The sequence below is a fragment of the Comamonas sp. B-9 genome (genome assembly GCF_000410635.1).
GTDB lineage: Bacteria > Pseudomonadota > Gammaproteobacteria > Burkholderiales > Burkholderiaceae_C > Comamonas.
In genome coordinates this window covers 474-23,664 of the sequence record NZ_KE148532.1, presented here as the reverse complement: position 1 = coordinate 23,664, position 23,191 = coordinate 474, and the positions used below count along the sequence as shown (strand labels likewise).

Genomic DNA, 23,191 nt, shown 5'->3' with positions numbered 1-23,191 from the left:
ACGAGGCACTGACCTGGTTTGCCCAAGGCCTGGGCTTGCGCAGCGACGGCAGCGAAACTAGCGAAACTAGCGATGCGCCCATGCTTGCCAGCCTGCGCTTGCGCAGCCAGCGCAGCCATTTTGACTGGGCGCAGCAGGCCCGGCTGGTGGTGCCCCAGGGCCTGCCCGGCACCGATGCACCGGCCGCCGAGCGCGCAAAGGCGCTGGCGCAGTGGCTGCTGCCACACTTGAAGACGCTGGGTGGGCGCTGCATGGTGCTTTGCACATCAACGGCTGCGATGGAGGCCTTGGCCCAGGCCTTGCGCCATGGGCTGCAAGGCCAGGCCATCGGCGTGCTGCAGCAGGGCGAGCAGCCCAAGCGCCGCCTGCTGCAGGCGATGCGCGCGGCGCCCGGCGGCAAGGCCGGCAGGGTGCTAGTGGGTACCCTGGGCCTCTGGGAAGGGGTGGATCTGCCTGGCGAGGCGCTGCAGCTCTTGGTGATCGACAAGCTGCCATTTCCGCCGCGCCATGATGTGCTGCATGCGGCGCGCGTGCAGGCGCTGCGGGCTGCGGGCCGGGATGCGTTTGAGCGCTATGTGTTGCCCCAAACCGCTATGCAGCTGCGCCAGGGTGTTGGGCGGCTGATTCGCTCGGCCAGCGACCAGGGTGTGGTGGTGATTGCTGACGAGCGCTTGTACAGTCGCAGCTACGGCGCTGCCTTGCTGGCGGCACTGCCGCCGCTGCCCAGCCTGGATGACGCGGCCTTGCCGGCATTTTTGCAGGCCTTGGCGGGCACAGCGTCGCGCACATAAGAAAACGGCTGCTGCAAGTTCTGATCTGCAGCAGCCGCTTGGCTATCTAATAACGCGCCTCAAGCGCGTTGCATCACCACATCTTCCACCAGGGGCGCTCTTCCTTGCGGAAGCCATTGGCCAGCAGGCGGGTGTTGGGGTAGCTCGCTTCCAGCACGCGCTTGGTGTCGGCAGCCATGTCGGCCATGTTCAGGCGCTCGTAGGACAGCATCAGGATGTACAGCGCGTCCTCTTGCGCGGGCACTTCCTTGTAGTCGGCAATAGCGGCTTGCGCGCGGTTGACGGCGGCCACATAGGCGCCGCGCTCGTAGTAGTAGCGGGCGACATGCACTTCGTACTGGGCCAGCGAGTTGACGATGTAGCGCATGCGCTTTTCAGCATCGGGCGCGTACTTGGACTCGGGAAAGCGCGTGGTCAGCTCGCGGAACGATTCGAACGAGTCCTTGGCGGCCTTTTGGTCGCGCTCGGACAGGTCCTGCCTGGATACCCAGGAGAAAAGACCCAGGTTTTCGTTGAAGTTGACGAGGCCCTTGAGGTAGAGCGCATAGTCCACGCCTTCGCTCGCCGGGTGGAGCTTGACAAAGCGGTCCAAGGTGGCAATGGCCTGGGCCTTTTCACCGCTCTTGTACTGGGAATAGGCCTTTTCCAGCTGGGCTTGCTGCGCCATCGCGGTGCCAGCGGCGCGGCCTTCGAGCTTTTCATACAGCGGAATGGCCTTGTCGAACGAGCCGGACGACGCCTCGTCACGCGCTTCCGAATAAATCTTGTTCGGGCTCCAGCCGGCGGTGGGATCCACATCGGTCGATGAACAGCCTGCCAGCAAAGCGGCAAGTGCTACGGAAGCGATAGCGGGAACCTTCGATTTGGGGTACGCAAACAGCATTTTTGGCTTGAAATCCATGGACGGAAAGCTGAAAAACTGCGTGGGGCGGCAAAGCCCGCCACGCAGCGGGGCAGCCCGTGCCGCGCCCTCTGATCTGGGCCATTGTAATCGGCGCGCAGCCCGCTGCCGCAGAGCCGGACTTGTCGCCTGTAGGGCTGTGTAACATTCCGCGCCAGATATGCCATGGTTTGCAGCGGCGGTGCTGCGGCTTTCCTACAATGCAGGGATATGTTCGTACACCTTCGCATCCATTCCGAGTTTTCCATCATCGACAGCACCAATCGCGTGGGCGATTTGATCAAGTTTGCGGCGGGTGATAGCCAGCCGGCGATGGCGCTCACCGACCTGAACAGCCTGTTTGGCGCCATCAAGTTTTACAAAGCCGGGCGCGGCGCAGGTGTCAAACCCCTTCTGGGCGCCGAGCTGGCGCTGGAGCCCGAGGTGGCCGGTGGCCCGCTCTCACGCATCATCGTGCTGATCCAGAGCCAGCAGGGTTATCTGAATCTGTCCGAGATCCTGGCGCGCATCTGGATGGCCGATACCGTCAAGGCCCAGCCCCAGTGCACCTGGGCCTGGCTCGAGGAGCTGTCCGAGGGCCTGATCGTGCTGTCGGGCGCGCAAGCCGGGCCCGTGGGCCAGGCGCTGATGCGCGGCGATGAAAAGGCCGCCCGGGGCGTAGCGCTGCGCCTGGCCAGCCTGTTTCCGCACCGTTTCTATATCGAGCTGCAGCGCGCTGGCCGCGCCGATGACGAAAGCCATGTGGCCGCTGCCGTGGCGCTGGCCGCTAACCTGAAGCTGCCGGTCGTGGCCACGCATCCGGTGCAGTTCACCAAACCGGCCGATTTCGAATCGCACGAAGCCCGCGTCTGTATTGCCGAGGGCGAGACCTTGGGCAATAAAAAGCGCGTCAAGCGCTTTACCCGCGACCAGTACCTCAAGACCGCTGCCGAGATGGAGGCCTTGTTTGCCGACCTGCCCAGCGCCATTGCCAATACCGCCGAGATTGCGCGCCGCTGCAGCGTGACCCTGCAGCTGGGCAAGTACTTTCTGCCCGATTTCCCGACGCCCAATGGCATGCCGATCGACGAGTATTTCCGCCAGGCCTCGTTCGACGGGCTCGAGGACCGTCTGCAGCTGCTGTTCCCGAACGAGGCCAAACGGGACGCCGAACGTCCTAAGTACATCGAGCGCCTGGATTTCGAGCTCGGCATCATCTTGAAGATGGGTTTTCCCGGCTACTTCCTGATCGTGGCGGACTTTATCAACTGGGCCAAGAACAATGGCTGCCCGGTGGGGCCAGGCCGGGGATCGGGGGCGGGCTCGCTGGTCGCCTATGTGCTCAAGATCACCGATCTGGACCCGATCCACTACAACCTGCTGTTCGAGCGCTTCCTGAACCCAGAGCGCGTCTCGATGCCTGACTTTGACGTGGACTTTTGCCAGGCCAATCGGGACCGGGTGATCGACTATGTGAAGGACCTCTACGGCCGCAATGCGGTGAGCCAGATTGCGACCTTTGGCACGATGGCCGCGCGTGCGGCGATCCGCGACGTGGGCCGCGCGCTGGACATGAGCTATGGCTTTTGCGATGGCATCTCCAAGCTGATCCCGAACAAGCCGGGCCTGCATGTGACCTTGAAGTACCCGCCCAATCCTCCGAAGGACGGCGACAAGTACACCTATGCGATCAAGGAAGAGCCGATCCTGGCCGAGCGCATCGAGAAGGAAGAGGACGTCAAGACCCTGATCGAGATGGCGCAAAAGCTCGAGGGCATGACCCGCAATATCGGCATGCACGCAGGCGGCGTGGTGATTGCGCCGGGCAAGCTGACCGATTTTTGCCCGCTCTACCAGCAGCCGGGCAGTACCTCGGCGGTGGCCATGTATGACAAGGACGACGTCGAGGCCGTGGGCCTGGTCAAGTTCGACTTCTTGGGTCTGGCGACCTTGACGATTCTCGAGATCGCGCGCGAATTCATCATCAAGCGCCACAAGGGGCAGGAGAACTTCAAGTTCGAGGAAATCCCGCTTGACGACGCCCGCACCTACCAACTCTTTTCGGCCGGTAAGACCGAGGCTGTGTTCCAGTTTGAATCGCGCGGCATGCAGCAGATGCTCAAGGAAGCCAAGCCCAGCCGCCTGGAAGACCTGATTGCGCTGAATGCGCTCTACCGCCCGGGGCCGATGGACCTGATCCCCAGCTTTGTGGCGCGCAAGCACGGCAAGGAAGTGGTGGAGTACCCGCATCCGCTGGTCGAGAAGGTGCTGTCCGAGACCTACGGCATCATGGTCTACCAGGAGCAGGTGATGCAGACTGCCCAGGTGCTGGGCGGCTACAGTCTGGGCGGCGCCGACTTGCTGCGCCGCGCGATGGGCAAGAAAAAGGTCGAGGAGATGGTGCAGCACCGCGCCACCTTCCGCGAAGGGGCCTCCAAGATCGGCATCGACGAGGCCAAGGCCGACGAAGTGTTCGATTTGATGGAGAAGTTTGCCGGCTACGGCTTCAACAAGTCGCACGCCGCTGCCTACTCGCTGCTGGCCTACCACACCGGCTGGCTCAAGGTGCACTACACGGCGGAGTTCTACTGCGGCAATATGACCGTGGAAATGGACAACACCGACAAGCTCAAGGTGCTGTACGAAGACGCGCTGAAGATGGGCGTGACCTTTGAAATGCCCGATGTGAACCGGGGCCACCACCGCTTTGAGCCGGTGACCGACAAGGTGATCCGCTACGGCCTGGGCGCCATCAAGGGCACCGGCCAGGCCGCCATCGAGGCGATTGTGGCCGCGCGCGAAGGCAAGGGCACGGGGCCGCAGGGCGATACCAAGGGCCCGTTCAAGAGCCTGTTTGACTTTTGCCTGCGCGTGGACCGCAGCAAGCTCAACAAGCGCACGGTCGAGGCGCTGATCAAGGGCGGCGCCTTTGACAGCATCCAGCTCAACCGCCGCGCCTTGATCGAATCGGTCGATGTGGCCTTCGAATTTGCCGCCACCACCCATGCCAATGCCAACCAGGGCGGCCTGTTTGACATGATGGGTGATGACGCCGTGGGATCGAGCACCCAGGAGCCGCCGCTGGCCGATGTGCTGCCCTGGGGCATTAAGGAGCGCCTGGTGCAGGAGAAGACCGCCATCGGTTTCTACCTCTCGGGCCATTTGTTTGACGAGGTGGAGCTGGAAGTGCGCCAGTTTGTGCGCACCCCCATCGCTCAGCTCAAGGATAGCCGCGAGCCCCAGACGGTGGCGGGCATCATCAGCGAGCTGCGGGTCATCAACGGCCAGCGGGGCAAGATGGTGCTGTTCAAGATCGACGACAAATCATCGGTCATTGAGGGCTCGATCGACGAAGCCACCTGGAGTCGCCACAAGGAGCAACTCAAGGACGACGAGTTCGTCATCCTGAGCGCCCGCGTGGGTTTGGATCGCTTCAGCGGCGGCCTGCGCGCCAAGGCACAGCATGTCTGGGGCCTGGCCGAGGCTCGGGCGCGCTTTGGCCGCTACCTGCTGGTCAACACCGACCGCCACCAGCCCGATGTTGCGCGGCTGATTCAGGAGTTTCCCGCAGTCGAGGAGCACACCGACGAAGGCCTGCTGCGCCACGGCCTCAAGATCCGCCTGGGCGTCGTCTGCGGCCAGGGCCAGACGCGGGCCGGGGTGGAACTCAACCTGGGCGATGCCGCGCGCTTCTTCCCCAGCGACCAGGCCATGGCGGCCTGGTCCCAGGAAGCGGGCCACGAAGCCATCAAAATCGTTTACGAAAGCATGGCCTAAGAAAGGTTTTGCCCGGGTTGAAAATACGCAGCACCAGCCGTTGCTGGCGCCGCTGTATTGAAGTTCATAAAAGCATCACCATCTTTGTCCATGTGGAAATTTAGCCTTATAGAATGATCTCAATGGCCACGAAACCTGTTGTTCCTCCCTCGCCGAATCTGCCTGCAACGCCCCAGCCTCCGGAGGACGGCGGGGGGGCGCTGGTGGTCGAGCGCATCGCCCAGCGGGTGGAGCCACCGAAGATGTACCAGGTGGTCATGCTCAACGATGATTTCACGCCGATGGAGTTTGTGATTGAGGTACTGCAGCATTTTTTTGGCAAGAGCCGCGAAGCGGCCACCCAGATCATGCTGAAGATCCATCTGGATGGGAAAGGTGTCTGCGGGGTGTACTCGCATGAAATCGCCGAAACCAAGGTGGCGCAGGTGATGGATGCCGCCAACGGAGCGGGTCACCCGCTTCAAGCCGTATCGGAGCCTGTTGAATAACGGAATCTGGTCCTCATCTAGAAGCAAGTTGAGTGTATTTGGCAAGCAATAAAGGAGTTTCAAATGATTGCTCAGGAACTGGAAGTCAGCTTGCACATGGCTTTTGTCGAAGCCAGGCAGCAGCGCCACGAATTCATCACCGTGGAGCATTTGCTGCTGGCCTTGCTGGACAACCCGAGTGCTTCCGAGGTGTTGCGCGCATGCTCTGCCAATATCGACGACCTGCGCGCGTCGCTGACCAATTTCATCAAGGACAATGCCCCGCAGGTGGCCGGTGAGGACGAGGTGGACACCCAGCCGACCCTGGGTTTCCAGCGCGTGATCCAGCGCGCCATCATGCACGTGCAAAGCACCGGCAATGGCAAGAAGGAAGTGACCGGCGCCAATGTGCTGGTGGCCATTTTTGGCGAAAAAGACTCGCATGCCGTGTACTACCTGCACCAGCAGGGCGTCACGCGCCTCGATGTGGTCAACTACATCGCCCATGGCATCAAGAAGAACGACACGCCCGAGCTGCCCAAGTCCGAGTCCAGCTCGGATGCGGAAGAGGTGGGTAGCAACAACGCCGAGCGCGCTGAAAAGGCCTCGCCGCTGGAGCAGTTCACCGTCAACCTGAACCAGCAGGCCAAGGATGGCAAGATCGATCCGCTGATCGGCCGCCAGTACGAGGTCGAGCGCACGATCCAGATCCTGTGCCGCCGCCGCAAGAACAACCCGCTCTTGGTGGGTGAGGCCGGCGTGGGCAAGACGGCGATTGCCGAGGGTCTGGCATGGCGCATCACGCAAGAAGATGTGCCCGAAGTGCTGGCCGAGGCTACCGTCTACTCGCTGGACATGGGCTCGCTGTTGGCGGGCACTAAGTACCGGGGCGATTTTGAGCAGCGCTTGAAAGGCGTGCTCAAGGCCTTGAAGGACAAGCCCCATGCGATCTTGTTCATCGACGAGATCCACACCCTGATCGGTGCCGGTGCGGCATCGGGCGGCACCTTGGATGCGTCCAACCTGCTCAAGCCTGCGCTGTCAAGCGGCCAGCTCAAGTGCATCGGTGCGACCACCTTCACCGAGTACCGTGGCATCTTCGAGAAGGATGCAGCACTGTCGCGCCGCTTCCAGAAGGTCGATGTGGTCGAGCCGACCGTGCCCGAAACCATCGATATTCTGAAGGGCCTCAAATCCCGCTTCGAAGAGCACCACAACGTCAAGTACGCGGTGGCCGCTTTGCAGGCAGCCGCTGAGCTGTCGGCCAAGTTCATCAATGACCGCCATCTGCCCGACAAGGCGATTGACGTGATCGATGAGGCCGGTGCCGCGCAGCGCATCCTGGCGCCCTCCAAGCGCAAGAAAACCATTGGCAAGACCGAGATCGAAGAGATCGTCGCCAAGATCGCCCGCATTCCGCCGGCCAATGTCAGCAATGACGACCGCGGCAAGCTGCAGACCCTGGAGCGCGACCTGCGAAGCGTGGTCTTTGGCCAGGACAAGGCCCTCGAAGTGCTGGCCTCGGCCGTCAAGATGGCGCGTTCCGGCCTGGGCAAGGTGGACAAGCCGATTGGTTCGTTCCTGTTCTCGGGCCCCACGGGTGTCGGCAAGACCGAAGCTGCCAAGCAGCTGGCCTATATCCTGGGCATCGACCTGATCCGCTTTGACATGTCCGAGTACATGGAGCGCCATGCGGTTTCGCGCCTGATCGGCGCGCCGCCCGGCTATGTCGGTTTCGACCAGGGTGGCCTGCTGACCGAGGCGGTGACCAAGAAGCCCCATGCGGTGCTGCTGCTCGACGAAATCGAGAAGGCGCATCCGGATATCTTCAATGTGCTGCTGCAGGTGATGGACCACGGCACCTTGACCGATAACAACGGACGCAAGGCCGACTTCCGCAATGTGATCATCATCATGACCACCAATGCGGGCGCCGAGACGATGAACAAGGCCGTCATTGGCTTTACCAACCCGCGCGCGGCGGGCGACGAGATGGGCGACATCAAGCGCCTGTTCACGCCCGAGTTCCGCAACCGGCTGGACGCCATCGTCAGCTTCAAGCCACTCGACGAGCAGGTCATTTTGCGCGTGGTCGACAAGTTCCTGCTCCAGCTCGAGCAGCAACTGGCCGAGAAGAAGGTCGAGGTCACGTTCAGCGACAAGCTGCGCAAGCACTTGGCCAAGACCGGCTTCGATCCGCTGATGGGTGCGCGGCCGATGCAGCGCCTGATCCAGGACACGATCCGCCGATCGCTGGCCGACGAGCTGCTGTTTGGTCGCCTGACCGATGGTGGGCGTCTGAGCGTCGACTGGGACGACAGCAACGCCGACAAGCCCGAGGTGATGCTCGACATCCAGCCGCTGCCCAAGAAGGAGCGCGCCAAGCAAGAGCCGGCCGAGCCTGAAGAGGAAGTCGCCGCCGATTGAGGCCCCCGCGCCTTGAGGACAAAAGCAGCCGCTCCATGCGGCTGTTTTTTTGCGTGGGACTGTCACGGTGGCAGGCTACACTGGGCAGTCCCCTCAACAGGAGCGCGCTGCTGTGGCGTCCCTCTCTCCGTATCTGACCAAGGAAAATATCGTCGCGCTGCTGTCCGTGATCTGGCCGATCTACCTCGGCGTGGTGGGTATCTGGATTTTGATGCAGCGCCGCGCGCCGGTGGCCACCTTGGGCTGGCTGCTGTCCATGGGCTCCTTGCCCGTGGTGGGGCTGATCGTGTATTACTTCATCGGCCCGCAGCGCATGAAGCGCCAGCGCATCAAACGCCTGCGCGCACGCAACAAAAACCATGTGCGCGAGACCACGCGCCGCATCCGCGACGGCCAGCCCGAGGCGCCTGCCCAGCTGCGCGAGATGGTCAAGCTGGTCGAGGCCACCTGCGGCTTCCCGATCACCTCGGCCGAAAGCGTGGAACTATTGAGCGGCGGCGCGGCCACCTTTGACCGGATTCTGGAAGACGTCGCCCAGGCCCGCCACCATGTGCACCTGGAATACTATATTTTCGAGCCCGACCAGACCGGCACGCGCCTGCGCGATGCGCTGGTCGAGCGCGCCAAGGCGGGGATCAAGGTGCGCATGCTGGTCGATGCGCTGGGCTCCAAGCGCGTCAACCGCAAGTTCATCGCGCCCTTGCTGGAGGCGGGCGGGGAGTTTGCGGTCTTCCACCCCACACGCATCGGCAGGCGCCTGCGCCCGGTGATCAACTTCCGCAGCCACCGCAAGATCCTGGTGGTGGACGGCCAGATCGGCTTTACCGGCGGCGTCAACATCACCGATGAAGAAGACCGCCGCGTCAACACCAACGCCTACCACGATGTGCACCTGCGCATGGCGGGGCCCATCGTCACCTGGCTGCAGACCACCTTCTTGGAAGACTGGGCCTATGCGCTGGAGAAGTCGGCCCAGGACATGCCTGCCAACCTGGACTTGCTGCTGCCCGATATGCCCGATGGCCGCCATGCGATGCAGCTGGTGAGCTCGGGCCCGGACAACCCCACCGAGCCCATCCACCGCGCCCATGTGGCCGCCATCCAGTCAGCCACCGTGCGGGTCTGGCTGACCACGCCCTACTTTGTGCCGACCGAGCCCGCCATGTATGCGCTGACCAGCGCTGCGCTGCGCGGCGTCGATGTGCGGCTGCTGGTGCCGGAGAAATCCGATTCGATCTTTGTGACGGCCGCTGCCCGCTCGTACTACGAGGAGCTGATCAGCGCCGGCGCCAAGGTCTACGAATACAGCGCGCGCATGCTGCACTCCAAGACCTTGGTGGTCGACGACAACCTGACCATCATCGGCACAGCCAACTTTGACAACCGCAGCTTTCGCCTGAACTACGAGGTTTGCGCGATTGGCTATGGGCCGGAGCTGAACGCCCGGCTGCAGGACCAGTTCAACACCGACCTGATGCGTTCCAAACAGGTGGCTTCGCGCCGCAAGCAGCGCTTTTTGCCCCGGCTGGGGGATTCGATCGCGCGCCTGTTCTCGCCGCTTCTGTAGTTGCGGGCCCACGTTGCTCTGCGGCAGTGACCGGAGCAGGCATACTAGCGGGCATGCAGAATTCCTCGTCCGCCTCCGCCAGCTTTTTCTGGCATGACTACGAAACCTTTGGCGCCGTGCCGCGCCGTGACCGCCCCGCGCAGTTTGCCGGCATCCGCACGGACATGGATCTCAACGAGATCGGCGAGCCGGTCATGCTGTACTGCCAGCCTGCGCTTGACTACCTGCCCAGCCCCCAGGCGAGCCTGATCACCGGCCTCACGCCCCAGCACTGCCTGGAGCAGGGTGTGCCCGAGCACCAGTTTGCTGCGGCCGTAGAGGCCGAGCTAGGCCGCCCCGGCACCATTGGCGTGGGCTACAACACCATCCGCTTTGATGACGAGGTGACGCGCTACATGCTGTGGCGCAACCTGCGTGACCCCTATGCCCGCGAATGGCAGAACGGCTGCGGCCGCTGGGATCTGCTCGATGTCGTACGCATGGTCTATGCGCTGCGCCCCGAGGGCATTCAATGGCCCAAGAAGGACGATGGCTCGGTCAGCTTCAAGCTTGAAGACCTGGCACGCGCCAACGGCATCCTGCATGAATCGGCGCACGATGCGCTGAGCGATGTACGCGCCACCATTGGCCTGGCACGCCTCATCAAGCGCCTGCAGCCGCGCCTGTTTGATTTTGCGCTGGGCCTGCACAAGAAGGACCGCGTGATGCAGGAGCTGGCCCTGCCGGCCCCCCCCGCCAATGCCCGGCCTTTTCTGCATGTATCGGGCATGTACGGGGTCGAGCGCGGCTGCATTGCCGTGGCCTGGCCGCTGGCCCAGCACCCGACAAACAAGAACGAGATCATCGCCTGGGACCTGTCGCAGGACCCGAGCCACCTGGCGGAGCTGTCGGTGGACGAGATGCGCCTGCGCATGTTCAGTGCGGCGGCGGATCTGCCCGAAGGCACGACGCGCCTGCCGATCAAGACGGTGCACCTGAACAAATCGCCGATGGTGGTCAGCAGCCTGCGTACGCTCAGCGCCGAGCAGGCCGCCCGCTGGCAGATCGACATGGACCAAGCGCTGCGCCATGCCGCGATTGCCCGCGATCTGCCCGATATGAGCGCCACCTGGGCTGCCGTGTTTGACCGCCCGCCGCTCGAAGGTGTGGATGTGGACCAGGATCTGTACAGCGGCTTTATCGGCCAGGGCGACCGCCGCCGCCTGACCCAGCTGACCACCATGCACCCGCAGGAGCTGGCTGTGGCCAAGCCCGGTTTTGACGATGAGCGCCTGCATGAGCTGCTGTTCCGCTACCGGGCGCGCAATTTTCCTGATTCCTTGACGCCTGATGAGCAGCAGCGCTGGCTGGAGCTGCGCGTTGCCTTTTTGCAAGAGGGCTTGGGCGGCGCGCGCACGGCCGAGCAGATGTTTGCCGAGATCGACCAGCTGTCCGAAACCGCTGATGAGCGCGCCGAAGAGATTCTCGGCACCCTCTACGACTGGGCCGATGCGATCATGCCCGATGCCTGAGCGGTATTGAATCAGGCTACCGCCAGCGCCTGCTGCAGGTTATCGCGCGCCTGCGCCTCCAGCCGGGCCTGCATGGTCGCCGTCTGGTAAATGGCCGGGCGCTGCAAAAAGCTGCGCAGCACCGCCTGTCGGCGCAGCGCATAGTCGGCAGCGGGCACCCAGGCATATTCGGCCTGGATCTGCGCCTGGTACTGCGCAAAACGCGCGGCGGGCGCGCCCAGGATGGACAAATCAATATCCAGCATCCAGGCGCTGTCTGCCGGCAGCTGCGCTTGCGCGGGCAGGAAATGGCAGGTGGACATGATCAGCGCATCAACGCGCAGCACCGCATCTGGCTCGGCACCTGCTGACTGCAGCACCGCTTGCGCCCACTGGGCACTGCGCAGCTCATTGTCCTTGGCCTGCGGGTCATAAATCGCGTCGTGAAAGCACAGGGCCAGCGCCAGCTCCGCCGGCTGCGCTACCTGTGGGCGCAATTGCTCCAGCCATTGCAGGCATTCGGCAATATGCTGCAGGCCGTGGTAATGGCGATCAGGCCCGGCATGCGCTGCCAACAGCTGCGGCAAGGCATCCGTGGCCGGGGTCAGGCCCAGGTCCTGCCAGGCACGATCCCAGGCGGCGCTGAAAATCTGGACATCTGCGCTGCTGCTGGTCATGGCAACTCCTGAAGACGTCTCGTCTGCAATCAACCAAAGAACTGGTAGCAAACCACAATGGCGGCCACCACGCCCGAGAACTCAGCCAGCAGCGCGCAAGGCACCGCATGGCGCGCGCGCTGTATGCCCACGGCGCCAAAGTACACCGCCAGCACATAGAAGGTGGTCTCGGTGCTGCCCTGGATGATGGCGGCGGCCAGCGCCGGGAAGCTGTCCACGCCATGGCTTTGCATGGTCTCGATCAGCATGGCGCGCGCGGCGCTGCCCGAGAACGGCTTGACAAGCGCAGTGGGCAGCGCATCGACAAAGCGCGTGTCCATGCCGCTCAGGTCGACCAGCCAGCGGATGCCGTCGAGCGCATAGCCCAGCGCGCCGGAGGCGCGGAACAGGCCCACGGCGCAGAGCATGGCCACCAGGTAGGGCAGCAGGCCCTTGGCGACATCAAAGCCTTCCTTGGCGCCTTCGATAAAGCTCTCGTACACGGGCACCTTGCGCAGCGCGCCCACCACGACAAACAGCACCACCAGGCCAAACAAGGTCAGGTTGCCCAGGAGGGACGACACCTGCGCCATCGCCGTGGACGTCAAGGTCGCCAAAAAGGCCATGAATCCGGCCAGCACCAGGCCCACCGGCAGCAGATAGGCCAGTACCACCGGGTGCCACAGCGGCAGGCGCTGCACGATGGCCACCGACACCAAGCCCACCAGCGTCGAGACCGAGGTGGCCAGCAAGATCGGCAGAAAGACCAGGGTTGGGTCGGGCGCGCCTTGCTGCATGCGGTACATGAAGATGGTCACCGGCAGCAGGGTCAGCGACGAGGCATTGAGCACCAGAAACAGAATCTGCGCATTGCTGGCCGCGGTGGGCGAGGGGTTGATCTCTTGCAGCGCGCGCATGGCCTTGAGGCCGATGGGGGTGGCGGCGTTGTCCAGCCCCAGCGCGTTGGCGGCAAAGTTCAGGGTCATCAGGCCCAGGGCCGGGTGGCCGCGCGGCACATCGGGCATCAGCCGGGCAAACAAGGGCGCGAGCCAGCGGGCCAGCATATCGACCAAGCCAGCCTTTTCGGCAATCTTCAAAAAGCCCAGCCAGAGCGTGAGCGTGCCAAACAGCAGCACCATCACCTCGACCGAAAGCTTGGCCATGGCAAACAGCGCCTGCACCATGTCGCCAAAAATCTGCGCATTGCCGCCCAGCAGCCACTGCGCGAATGCGGCCAAGGCCGCCACCACAAAAAAACCCAGCCACAAGCCATTGAGCATGGGACATCCTTCGTCATCCGGCGCGCCGCAGCACCGGGGCGGTGCGCCATGCCGCTGATTGTGCGCGATGCCGCAGCCCGGCCGGGCCAGCCAGCGCGGAAACTGTGCAGGGTGCTGCAAAAGCCCCTCTGGGCTGCTCGCGTGTATGCGGGAAAACCACAGGCTGGCCGGCGCAGCCCTGCGCACATTTGTCAGCGGTATGCAAGACAAAGGGAAATAATGGCTGCACAACAAAAGATGGAGACAGACTTCGATGAGCCGTTTTGCCGACTTTTACGCCCGCTCGATCCACGACCGCGATGCCTTCTGGGCCGAGCAGGCCCAGCGCATCGACTGGCATGTGCCGCCCCAGCAGATCTGTGACTACAGCAACCCGCCATTTGCGCGCTGGTTTGTCGGCGGCCAGACCAACCTTTGCCACAACGCCATCGACCGCCATGTGGCCGAGCGCGGCGACCAGGCGGCGCTGATTGCGGTATCGACCGAGACCAATACCGAGCGCAGCTACAGCTATGCCGAGTTGCACCGCGAGGTGCAGCGCATGGCCGCAGCGCTTCTGGAGCTGGGCGTCAAAAAAGGCGACCGCGTGCAGATCTACATGCCGATGATTGCCGAGGCCGCCATTGCGATGCTGGCCAGCGTGCGCATCGGCGCCATCCATTCCGTGGTGTTTGGCGGCTTTGCCTCGGGCTCGCTGGCCACCCGCATTGACGATGCCCAGCCCACGGTCATCATCAGCGCCGATGCCGGCTCGCGCGCCGGCAAGGTCGTGCCCTACAAGCCCTTGCTGGATGAGGCGATTGCGCTGGCCAGCCACCAGCCCCAGGCGGTGCTGATGGTGGACCGGGGCCTGGCTCCCATGCAGTGGGTAGCTGGCCGGGACCATCTTTGGGCCGATCTGCGTGCCGAGCACCTGGATGCGCAGGTGCCCTGCGAATGGGTGGAGGCCACCCACCCCAGCTACACGCTCTACACCAGCGGCACCACCGGCAAGCCCAAGGGCGTGCAGCGCGATACCGGCGGCTACACGGTGGCGCTGGCCGCCAGCCTGCCGGCGATCTTCGATGCCAAGCCCGGCCAGACCTTTTTTTGCACCAGCGATATCGGCTGGGTCGTGGGCCACAGCTACATCATCTATGCGCCGCTGATTGGCGGCATGGCCACCCTCATGTACGAAGGTGTGCCGCTGCGCCCGGACCCGGGCATCTGGTGGAGCCTGGTCGAGAAATACAAGGTCACGCACATGTTCTCGGCGCCCACCGCGATCCGCGTGCTCAAAAAGCAGGACCCGGAGTACCTCAGCAAGTACGACCTGAGCAGCCTGCAGGCGCTGTGGCTGGCCGGCGAGCCGCTCGATGAGCCCACAGCCAGCTGGATCAGTGGTGCCATCGGGCGCCCCATCATCGACAACTACTGGCAGACCGAGACCGGCTGGCCGATCCTGACGCTGTGCAACGGCATTGAGCCCCAGCCATCGCGCTTTGGCAGCCCGGGCAAGGCCGTGTTTGGCTACCACATCAAGCTGATCGATGGCGATACCGGCGCCGAGCTGGTAGAGCCGATGCAAAAGGGCGTGATCGCCATCGAAGGCCCCTTGCCCCCTGGCTGCCTGATGACCGTCTGGCGCGACGACCAGCGCTTTGTCAACACCTACTGGAAGAGCATCCCCGGCCGCCTGGTCTACAGCACCTTTGACTGGGGTGTGCGCGACAAGGACGGTTACTACTTTATCCTGGGCCGCACCGACGATGTGATCAATGTCGCCGGCCACCGCCTGGGCACGCGCGAGATCGAAGAGAGCATCTCCGGCCACCCCGATATTGCAGAAGTTGCCGTCGTGGGCGTGGCCGATGCCTTGAAAGGCCAGGTGGCGCTGGCCTTTGCGGTGCCGCGCAGCAATGCGGTGGCGGGCGACAGCGCCGCCTGCAGCGCGCTGGAAAAATCCGTCTGCAACCATGTCGATGCCCAGCTCGGTGCCGTGGCCCGGCCAGCGCGCGTCTACTTTGTCGCTACCTTGCCCAAGACGCGCAGCGGCAAACTGCTGCGCCGCGCGCTGCAGGCGGTGGCTGAGAAGCGCGACACGGGTGATCTGTCGACGATGGAAGACCCGGCAGCGCTGCAGCAGGTGGTGGTGGCGATGGCGGCGGCTGAACGCTAAGCCGAGTCTCCAGCAAGAGCGCATTGCGCGCTCCTTGGAAGCTGTCTGGGCACGCATCCCATGGGGTTGTGGCCGCGTTGAATCAACTTGTGCCTCCAGCCGGGACTACAGCTGGAGCGCCAAGCCAGCACAGCCAGACCCTGCAAGCGCCGATCCGAGGGAGGGTATTTGCCTTACATGGGCTGCGCAGACCCGTCGATACAGTGAAATTTTCCAATTCGACAGGAGTTGCGCCATGGCCCAAGACAATCCGCGTGAAAAATTGTGGGAACTGATCAAGGACATTCGCTTTGCGATGATCACGCACCAGCATGAACATGGCAGCTTGCATGCCGCGCCGATGACCACGGCCAACAAAGAGGGCATGGATGAGGATAAAAATTTGTATTTCCTGCTGGGTAGGGACTCTGATTTGTCGCGGTGCCTGAGCACCTCCAGCGCCATTAATGTGTCCTACGCCGATCCCAACAAGGACAGTTATGTTTCGGTATCGGCAACGGGATCCCTCAGTGACGATCTGGCGCTGAAAGAGCAGTTGTTCAGCCCGATGGCCAAAGCTTGGTTTCCCGATGGCCCGGCCGATCCCAATTTGCAGATCCTGGTGGCGCGGGTTGATTTTGCCGAATACTGGGATGTGAAAGAAAACAAGCTGGTGCAGCTGTTCAAAATGGCCAAATCAGCGGTGACCGGTGAACGCCCCGATGGCATGGGCGAGCACCGCGAGATCAAGCTGTAAATCTCGGGCCATCGGCTCCAACTGCATGCCCTGCGCCATGGTCCATGGCGCAGGGCATGCCTTGTTCAGGTTGCGCTGGCGTGCTGCATGCCGTAGGCCCGCTCCACCTTCGCCACCCGCACCTGGTAATGCGCATACCAGCGCTCGGCGCCCATGCGCTGGGCGACCAGGTGGTCGCTCTGGGCCTTCCAGCGGCGGATGTCTTCCTCGGTCTGCCAGTACGACACGGTGATGCCCAGGCCGTCGCTGCCCCGGGTGCTTTCGGCGCCCAGAAAGCCAGGTTGCTGCTCGGCAAGCAGCACCATCGCATCGGCCATGTCGGCATAGGATTGGTGCTCGGTGTCGGTACGCTGCGAGGTGAAGATGACGGCGTAGTACGGAGGCTGGGGGGTGTTGGCAAAGGCGGCGCTGTGCATGGCGGTGGCTCTGGGTGGGCGCAAACAATAAAAAAGCCAGCACGGAGGCTGGCTTGGCGGGTTCAGGGCGCGGGCATCACAGCGTGGCATCCCTGCATAAGCTGGCTCAGCGGATCAGGTCCTTGAGCTTGTCGGGCTGGCCGTTGGCCTCGTCGGCACCTTCCATCGGTGCCTTGCGCTTGGTGATGCTCTTCCAGCCATCGGCCAATGCCAGCTCGGCATTGAGCTTGATAAAGGCCAGCTGGTCTGCGGGCACATCTTCCTCGGCGTAGATGGCGTTGGCAGGGCACTCGGGGATGCAGACGGCGCAGTCGATGCATTCGTCCGGATCGATGGTCAGGAAGTTCGGGCCTTCGCGGAAGCAGTCAACAGGGCAGACGTCCACACAATCGGTGTATTTGCACTTGATGCAGTTTTCGGTGACGACGTGGGTCATGGAATGGTTTTCGCCAGTGATTCAGACAAACAAACAGCGGAGGATTTTACGGTTTTTGTGCACAAGCACCTAGCCGACCTCCGAATAACGTGGTTTTTAACTGCGGGACTGCTGGCTTGACTCCACCAGTACCGCAGCGGCCGTGCTGTTGGAGGCCGTGTCCACGAGGATCAAGGAGCCCAGCTCGCGTGAGCGCACAAAGGCCGCTGCCGGAATCGCTTCTTGCAGGCTGATCTCCACCCGGCCAATGGCATTGGGTTCGAGCTGCTCAGCGTCCTGGCGCTCCAAGGTGTTGATATCCAGGCGGTTGAGCACCTTGCGCACCTTGGCCTTGATCCAGCGGCGGCCATGCAGCGCCCAGTAGACGCGGCCGGCCAGCAGGGGCTCGTTGTCCATCCAGGCGATGGTGGCGGTGATCTCGCGCGTTGCGGGCCAGGCAGGCTGCTCGGCGGGGGTGTCAAAGTCATCGTCGGCGGCATTGGCCGCAGCCGCTGCCGGGGCGGCAATGATCCAGTCGCCGCGCGAGACATCGACCTCACGGTCCAGCACGATGCCGGCGCTCTGGCCTGCGCCGCGTGCGATGGGCTTGCGGGTGTGGTCCAGCACCTGGGCCACGCTGGCGCGCTGGCCACTGGGCAGAATCTGCACCGCAGTGCCGGGCGCCACATCGCCGGTGCCGACGCGGCCCCAGAAAATGCGGCGGCCCTGGTGGGTGTCGGCCGAGGCGGAGAACTTCTCCACCCACTGCACCGAAAACGCCAGCGGTTGGCCAGCGTCAGCCGGCGTGGTGGGCAGCGTCTCGAGCAGCTGCAGCAGGCTCGGGCCCTGGTAGCCGGCCCAGTCGGGGTGCGCAGTCACCACGTTCCAGCCCTTCAGGGCCGAGACGGGGATGGTAGCTGCCACGGTGATGCCAGCCGCCTGGGCGAAGGCGGCCAGCGCATTGCGGATATTGGCAAAGGCCAGCGCCGGGTCGGCCACCGCATCGAGCTTGTTGACCGCAAACACCAGCGAATGCACACGCAGCAGATGGGCCAGCAGGCTGTGGCGGCGGGTCTGGGGCAGCAGGGCGAGCTGCGGGTTTTGCCAGTCCAGCTTGGTGGCATCGACCAGCACCACGGCCGCATCGGCGCTCGATGCCGCGGTCACCATGTTGCGGGTGTACTGCTCATGGCCGGGCGCATCGCCAATGATGAACTTGCGCGTTTCGGTGGCGAAGTAGCGGTAGGCCACATCGATGGTGATGCCTTGCTCTCGCTCGGCCGACAGCCCATCGGTGAGCAGGGCCAGGTCGGTCTCGCCGCTGCGCTGCACGCCGGCGAGCTGGTCTTGCAACACCGATTTGCTGTCGACCAGCAGGCGGCCGATCAAGGTGGACTTGCCATCATCGACCGAGCCGCAGGTGATAAAGCGCAGCGCCGATGCGGTGTGCAGGTGGTCTTGGGCAGGGGTGCGCACGGCGGTCAGGGTATCGGTAGTCATCAGAAGTATCCGTCTTTCTTGCGCTTTTCCATCGAGGCATCGCTGGTCTTGTCGTCCATGCGGGTAGCACCTCGCTCGCTCACATCGGCAGCCAGGGTCTCCAGCACAATGTCGTCGGCCGAGGCGGCATCGCTGCTCACCGGGCAGGTGCAGGTGATGTCGCCGACGGTGCGAAAGCGCACGGTGCGGTTCTCGACGGTTTCGCCGTCGCGGGCGGGGGTGAGCGGCGTGACGGGCACGAGCAGGCCCTTGCGCTCGACCACGTCGCGCTGGTGGGCGTAGTAGAGGCTGGGCAGCGCGATGTTTTCGCGGGCAATGTACTGCCAGACATCGAGCTCGGTCCAGTTGCTGATCGGGAACACGCGGAAATGCTCGCCCGGAGCCAGGCGGGTGTTGAACAGGGTCCAGAGCTCGGGGCGCTGGGCCTTGGGCTGCCACTGGCCAAAGCTGTCGCGGTGGCTGAAGATGCGCTCCTTGGCGCGGGCCTTTTCCTCGTCGCGGCGGGCGCCACCAATCAGCGCGTCAAAGCGGAACTCCTCGATCGCTTCGAGCAAGGTCACCGACTGGTGCACATTGCGCGATTCGCCGGGGTGGGCCAGGCGCACGGTGCCGCGCGCCATCGAGTCCTCGACGCTGCGCACGATCAGATCGGCACCCAGTTCCTTGGCGCGCAGATCGCGGAAATCGGTCACTTCGGGGAAGTTGTGGCCGGTGTCGATCATCAGCAAGGGGTAGGGGATGCGGCCGGCGCCAAAGGCTTTTTCGGCGCATTTGAGCATCACCAGCGAATCCTTGCCGCCGGAAAACAGCAGCGCTGGGCGCTCAAAGGCGGCTGCCACTTCGCGCAGGATAAAGATGGTTTCTTCTTCCAGCGCATCGAGGTGCTGGTTGCTCAGGTGGTTGAGCACATCGGTTTCAACACGGGCGTTCATATCGGATGGACTTTCTTGTCGGGCGGGCTGCATGCGGTCAGTGGGCGATATCAGTGCGCAATGTGCAGGCCGCATTCGCGGTTGTCTTCGCCCTTGGTGGGATCCACATAGTCGAAGTTGTTGGGCAGACCGTGTTGTTCGCAGTAGTCGTACAGATCCTTGGACGACCAGTGCAGCAGGGGTGCGACCTTGATGAGGCCATCGGGGTTCAGACTGACCGGATCCATCTGGGCACGCACGGCCGTGTCGGTGGCGCGCAGCGCGGTGAACCACACGCGCGGCTGGGTCTCGCGCAGCGCGCGGGCAAAGGGCTCGAGCTTGACCTCTTCGGTAAAGGCGGCGTGGCGCGGATCATCCAGCGCGGGCGTGGCGCCTTCAATGGCTTCGCGGTGGGCGCGCGAGCGGCGTGGCAGGTAGATCTGCAGGTTCAGCCCCAGCTGGCGCGTCACCTCGTCGGCAAAGCGGTAGGTGGCCTCGGTGTTGTAGCCGTTGTCCATCCAGACCACGGGCACATCGGGCTGGACCTGGCTCACCAGGTGCAGGATCACCGCTTCAAAGGGGCGGAAATTGGTGGTCACGATGCTGGTCTGGCCCAGCGACAGCGCCCAGCGCACCAGGGCTGCGGCGTCCTTGCCCAGCTCGGCATTCACGCGGGCCAGTTCTTGGGGGGTGAGGGTGGTCGTGCTCATGCGGCGGCCTGGTCAAAATGGGGCTTGGCTTCCACGTCGCCTTGGTAAAAACCGGCAAAACGCTCGAACTGGCGCGCGGCATCGGCCACGTCCACGCCTTCCTTGAGCACCGCGCTGCTGAAGCCGGTGCGGTGCATCTGCACCAGCTGGTCGATCAGTACATCGCCCAGCGCACGGATATCGCCCTTGAAGCCACGGCGGCGGCGCAGCAGGTAGGCCTGGCTGAACGCGCGGCCATCGGTGAAAGACGGAAAGTCGAGGTCAATGCGCTCCACGCCATCAAGCGAGACTTGCAGCGCATCGGCATCGTTGGCCAGCAGCAGCACGCTGCGGTCGCCTTCGCCAGCGGGCTGGTGGTCGCCGGCGGCCAGGATCTGGAAATCGTTCGGAATGCTCATCGTTGTTCTGCTCAATGCTCAGGCTTGGGTGGTTTCTGCGGCGGTGTCAGCGGCTTCGGGCAGGCGGGCGGACTTGCCCGCTTCCTTGAAGGGGTCCAGGCCCACGCGGCGCACGGTGTCGATAAACAGCTCGCCGTTGCCCCGCAGATCGCGGTAGGCTGTCAGCACGGCTTCGATCACGCCGGGCACTTCGGCAGCGCTGAACGAGGGGCCAATGGCCTTGCCAGCCTGGGGCGCGCCCGACAAGGTGGCGCCGTCAGAGCCGCCCACGGTGATCTGGTACCACTCCTTGCCGTCCTTGTCGACGCCCAGGATGCCGATATGGCCGCTGTGGTGGTGGCCGCAGCTGTTGATGCAGCCGCTGATATGCAGGTCGATGTCGCCGATGTCGTCGAGTTCGTCCAGGTCCTGGTAGCGCTCGGTAATGGCTGCTGCAATCGGCAGGCTGCGGGCATTGGCCAAGGCGCAGAGGTCACCGCCGGGGCAGGCGATCATGTCGGTCAGCAGGTCCACATTGGTGCTGGCCAGGCCCAGGGCCTTGGCCTGCAGCCACAGGTCATGCAGCTGGCTCACATGCACCCAGGGCAGCACCACGTTCTGGTCGTGGGTCACACGGGCTTCGCCGGCGGAGAACTGGTCCACCAGCTGGGCCAGCGCATCGAGCTGCTCGCCCGAGGCATCGCCCGGCGCCTGGCCGACGCGTTTGAACGACAGCACCACCGCGCGCAGCTGCGGGTTTTGGTGGGCGCGCACATTGCGGCTCACCCAGCGGCCAAAGGCTGGCTCACGCACGCCTTGCTCGGTCAGCTGGTGCTTGGCCTCGGTGGCGTTGACCTGCGGGTAGCCCGACAGGTCGGGGGCCACAAAGCAGGCCGCCACGCGGTCAAACTCGGCCTGGGGGATGGTGTGCGGGCCGCCATCGACCTCGACGATCTGGCGGAACTCTTCTTCCACCGAGTCGATATAGACCTGGCCCTCGGCCTTCACCAGGATCTTGATGCGGGCCTTGTACTTGTTGTCACGGCGGCCGCGCTCGTTGTAGACGCGCACAATAGCTTCAATGTAGTTGAGCACCTGGTTCCAGGGCAGAAACTCGCGGATCGGAGTGCCGATCACCGGCGTGCGGCCCATGCCGCCGCCGACAAACACCTTGAAGCCGATCTCGCCGGCCTCGTTCTTGGTCAGGTGCAGGCCCACATCGTGCCAGCCGGTGGCGGCGCGGTCTTCTTGCGAGCCACTGATCGCAATCTTGAACTTGCGCGGCAGGAAGGCGAACTCGGGGTGCAGGGTGGTCCACTGGCGCAGCACTTCGGCATAGGGGCGGGGGTCCACCAGCTCATCCACCGCCACGCCGGCGAGCGCATCGGTCGTCGTGTTGCGGATGCAGTTGCCGCTGGTCTGGATGCCGTGCAGGTTGACGCTGGCCAAGAGGTCCATCACATCGGCGGACTTGGACAGCGGAATCCAGTTGAACTGCACATTGGTGCGGGTCGTGAAATGCGCGTAGTGCGTGGGCAGGTAGGTGGTGCCCATCGCGCCCTGGGTCTTGAGCGCATCCTGGTAGAGCTGGGCGTCGGGCGCGTCGTACTCGCGGGCAATGCGGGCCAGCACGCGGATCTGGGCGGAGTTGATCTCGCCATAGGGCACTGCCACCCGCAGCATCGGTGCGTAGCGTTGCACATACCAGCCGTTTTGCAGACGCAGCGGGCGGAATTCTTCTTCACTCAGCCGGCCCGTTTCCCAGCGTTGGAGCTGGTCACGGAACTGGTCTGCTCGGGCCTGGACAAACTGGCGATCAAATGGGGTGTATTGGTACATCGTGGTGCGGAAGTTGCAGCTACCGAGCCCTGGTGTGCCCGCTGCCCCAATGGCGGCGGAGCTGGGCTGTTGCGATGTACTGTAAAAAAATTTCATATAAACTCAAACTACATTTTTCTCAGTCCTGTATGACATTGAGTTATATGAAAATGGCGAATGCTAGTGAGCAAATGGCATATGGGCGCGCTGTAGGGCGCCCCAAAGACAGGGCGTAGCGGAGATGGCGTCTGCATCCGCCCCTCACTTTAAAAAGGCATAGGGGGCGCCGCAGGGCATCCCATGGATAGAGCGGGGCGAAGACGGCATTCGCATCCCCCCCTCGCGCTAAAGCGCTGGCTTATTTGCAGTAGCGGTCGCTGGCCAGCGCCAGGGCCAGCGGATTGGGCAGTGGCAAGGGCTCGGCATGCAGGCGGGCGGCCAGCAGCTCGGCGCAGAGCAGCGCCCAGGTGAGCCCGCGCGACCCCATCGCCGTGGCGACCCAGGGGCTGGCCAGGCCTTCAGGCAGCGTCTGCTGGACCTGGGAGGGCAGCAGCGGGCCCACCAGCGGCAGCCGGTCGGTCGATGCGCAGCGCAGCTGGGCCCAGTGTTGGGCGCGCGCAAAGGCCTGCGCATCTGGCCGGTGGCCTTCCGGTAGCAGAGTTTGCAGCTTGGCCCCATTACCGGCATGCGCTGCGGCGGCATCCTCGGCCGACGGCGGCAGCGCGGATTGGCCGCGCTCAAAGCTCGATCCCATGACCCAGGCTGCTTCTCCCGTCTGCCCAATGCGGAAATAGGGCACCCAGCTGCCATGGCCG

The 23,191-nt window shown here is 63.8% G+C and carries 19 protein-coding genes; 8 read left to right on the top strand and 11 right to left on the bottom strand.

Going from position 1 to position 23,191, the window contains the following annotated elements; translation table 11 throughout:
• Positions 1-791 (top strand): ATP-dependent DNA helicase (locus tag H928_RS26545; RefSeq protein WP_306729933.1); only part of this gene is annotated, 791 nt, incomplete at its 5' end.
• A 73-nt stretch (positions 792-864) separates the two neighbouring features.
• Here H928_RS26545 and H928_RS0106820 read toward each other — a convergent pair.
• Complete coding sequence (locus H928_RS0106820; RefSeq protein ID WP_027010638.1) at positions 865-1,674, bottom strand: outer membrane protein assembly factor BamD; 810 nt, start codon at positions 1,672-1,674, stop codon at positions 865-867.
• A gap of 228 nt (positions 1,675-1,902) precedes the next feature.
• On the opposite strand from H928_RS0106820, the gene dnaE reads away from it, so the two are divergent.
• The 5 genes from dnaE (at position 1,903) to sbcB (ending at position 11,420) form a co-directional block, all read left to right on the top strand.
• Entirely contained in the window at positions 1,903-5,448 is a 3,546-nt protein-coding gene (gene dnaE, locus H928_RS0106815) for a DNA polymerase III subunit alpha (RefSeq protein WP_021025817.1), read from the top strand.
• 113 nt (positions 5,449-5,561) lie between these two features.
• Positions 5,562-5,936, top strand: coding sequence for an ATP-dependent Clp protease adapter ClpS (gene clpS, locus H928_RS0106810; RefSeq protein ID WP_021025816.1), 375 nt, complete (start codon positions 5,562-5,564; stop codon positions 5,934-5,936).
• A 63-nt stretch (positions 5,937-5,999) separates the two neighbouring features.
• On the top strand, positions 6,000-8,342 hold the full coding sequence (clpA, locus tag H928_RS0106805; protein WP_021025815.1) for an ATP-dependent Clp protease ATP-binding subunit ClpA: 2,343 nt from the start codon (positions 6,000-6,002) through the stop codon (positions 8,340-8,342).
• A gap of 112 nt (positions 8,343-8,454) precedes the next feature.
• Positions 8,455-9,909 (top strand): cardiolipin synthase, encoded by a 1,455-nt coding sequence (gene cls, locus H928_RS0106800; protein ID WP_021025814.1) that lies wholly within the window; start codon positions 8,455-8,457, stop codon positions 9,907-9,909.
• A gap of 53 nt (positions 9,910-9,962) precedes the next feature.
• Positions 9,963-11,420, top strand: a complete 1,458-nt coding sequence (sbcB, locus tag H928_RS0106795; RefSeq protein ID WP_021025813.1) for an exodeoxyribonuclease I — start codon at positions 9,963-9,965, stop codon at positions 11,418-11,420.
• A gap of 11 nt (positions 11,421-11,431) precedes the next feature.
• Here sbcB and H928_RS0106790 read toward each other — a convergent pair whose 3' ends face one another.
• Positions 11,432-12,076 carry an N-methyl-D-aspartate receptor NMDAR2C subunit gene (locus tag H928_RS0106790; RefSeq protein ID WP_021025812.1) on the bottom strand — a complete coding sequence of 215 codons (645 nt, stop codon included), beginning with the start codon at positions 12,074-12,076 and terminating at the stop codon, positions 11,432-11,434.
• Positions 12,077-12,105: 29 nt separating this feature from the next.
• A complete protein-coding gene (locus tag H928_RS0106785; RefSeq protein WP_021025811.1) occupies positions 12,106-13,335 on the bottom strand; it encodes a nucleoside recognition domain-containing protein in 1,230 nt (409 codons plus the stop codon).
• Between the two features lie 253 nt (positions 13,336-13,588).
• On the opposite strand from H928_RS0106785, the gene H928_RS0106780 reads away from it, so the two are divergent.
• Both H928_RS0106780 and H928_RS0106775 read left to right on the top strand, forming a co-directional pair.
• Positions 13,589-15,493 (top strand): propionate--CoA ligase, encoded by a 1,905-nt coding sequence (locus H928_RS0106780; protein ID WP_021025810.1) that lies wholly within the window; start codon positions 13,589-13,591, stop codon positions 15,491-15,493.
• 235 nt (positions 15,494-15,728) lie between these two features.
• Positions 15,729-16,229: a pyridoxamine 5'-phosphate oxidase family protein gene (locus H928_RS0106775; protein WP_021025809.1), complete on the top strand. Its 501-nt coding sequence runs from the start codon at positions 15,729-15,731 to the stop codon at positions 16,227-16,229.
• A gap of 65 nt (positions 16,230-16,294) precedes the next feature.
• On the opposite strand, the gene H928_RS0106770 is transcribed toward H928_RS0106775, so the two are convergent.
• The 8 genes from H928_RS0106770 to H928_RS30055 form a co-directional block, all read right to left on the bottom strand.
• Positions 16,295-16,645: an antibiotic biosynthesis monooxygenase gene (locus tag H928_RS0106770; RefSeq protein WP_021025808.1), complete on the bottom strand. Its 351-nt coding sequence runs from the start codon at positions 16,643-16,645 to the stop codon at positions 16,295-16,297.
• A 106-nt stretch (positions 16,646-16,751) separates the two neighbouring features.
• Positions 16,752-17,081: a ferredoxin FdxA gene (fdxA, locus tag H928_RS0106765; RefSeq protein WP_021025807.1), complete on the bottom strand. Its 330-nt coding sequence runs from the start codon at positions 17,079-17,081 to the stop codon at positions 16,752-16,754.
• A gap of 96 nt (positions 17,082-17,177) precedes the next feature.
• A complete protein-coding gene (locus H928_RS0106760) occupies positions 17,178-18,560 on the bottom strand; it encodes a sulfate adenylyltransferase subunit 1 (protein ID WP_021025806.1) in 1,383 nt (460 codons plus the stop codon).
• On the bottom strand, positions 18,560-19,492 hold the full coding sequence (gene cysD, locus H928_RS0106755; RefSeq protein WP_021025805.1) for a sulfate adenylyltransferase subunit CysD: 933 nt from the start codon (positions 19,490-19,492) through the stop codon (positions 18,560-18,562). The genes H928_RS0106760 and cysD overlap by 1 nt, the downstream gene beginning before the upstream one ends.
• A gap of 50 nt (positions 19,493-19,542) precedes the next feature.
• Positions 19,543-20,181 carry a phosphoadenosine phosphosulfate reductase family protein gene (locus H928_RS0106750; protein ID WP_021025804.1) on the bottom strand — a complete coding sequence of 213 codons (639 nt, stop codon included), beginning with the start codon at positions 20,179-20,181 and terminating at the stop codon, positions 19,543-19,545.
• Positions 20,178-20,579: a DUF934 domain-containing protein gene (locus H928_RS0106745; protein ID WP_021025803.1), complete on the bottom strand. Its 402-nt coding sequence runs from the start codon at positions 20,577-20,579 to the stop codon at positions 20,178-20,180. The genes H928_RS0106750 and H928_RS0106745 overlap by 4 nt, the downstream gene beginning before the upstream one ends.
• Positions 20,580-20,597: 18 nt before the next feature.
• Entirely contained in the window at positions 20,598-22,397 is a 1,800-nt protein-coding gene (locus H928_RS0106740) for a nitrite/sulfite reductase (RefSeq protein ID WP_021025802.1), read from the bottom strand.
• 337 nt (positions 22,398-22,734) lie between these two features.
• Positions 22,735-23,191: FAD-dependent oxidoreductase (locus H928_RS30055; RefSeq protein ID WP_043339158.1), on the bottom strand; the 457-nt coding region annotated here is incomplete at its 5' end.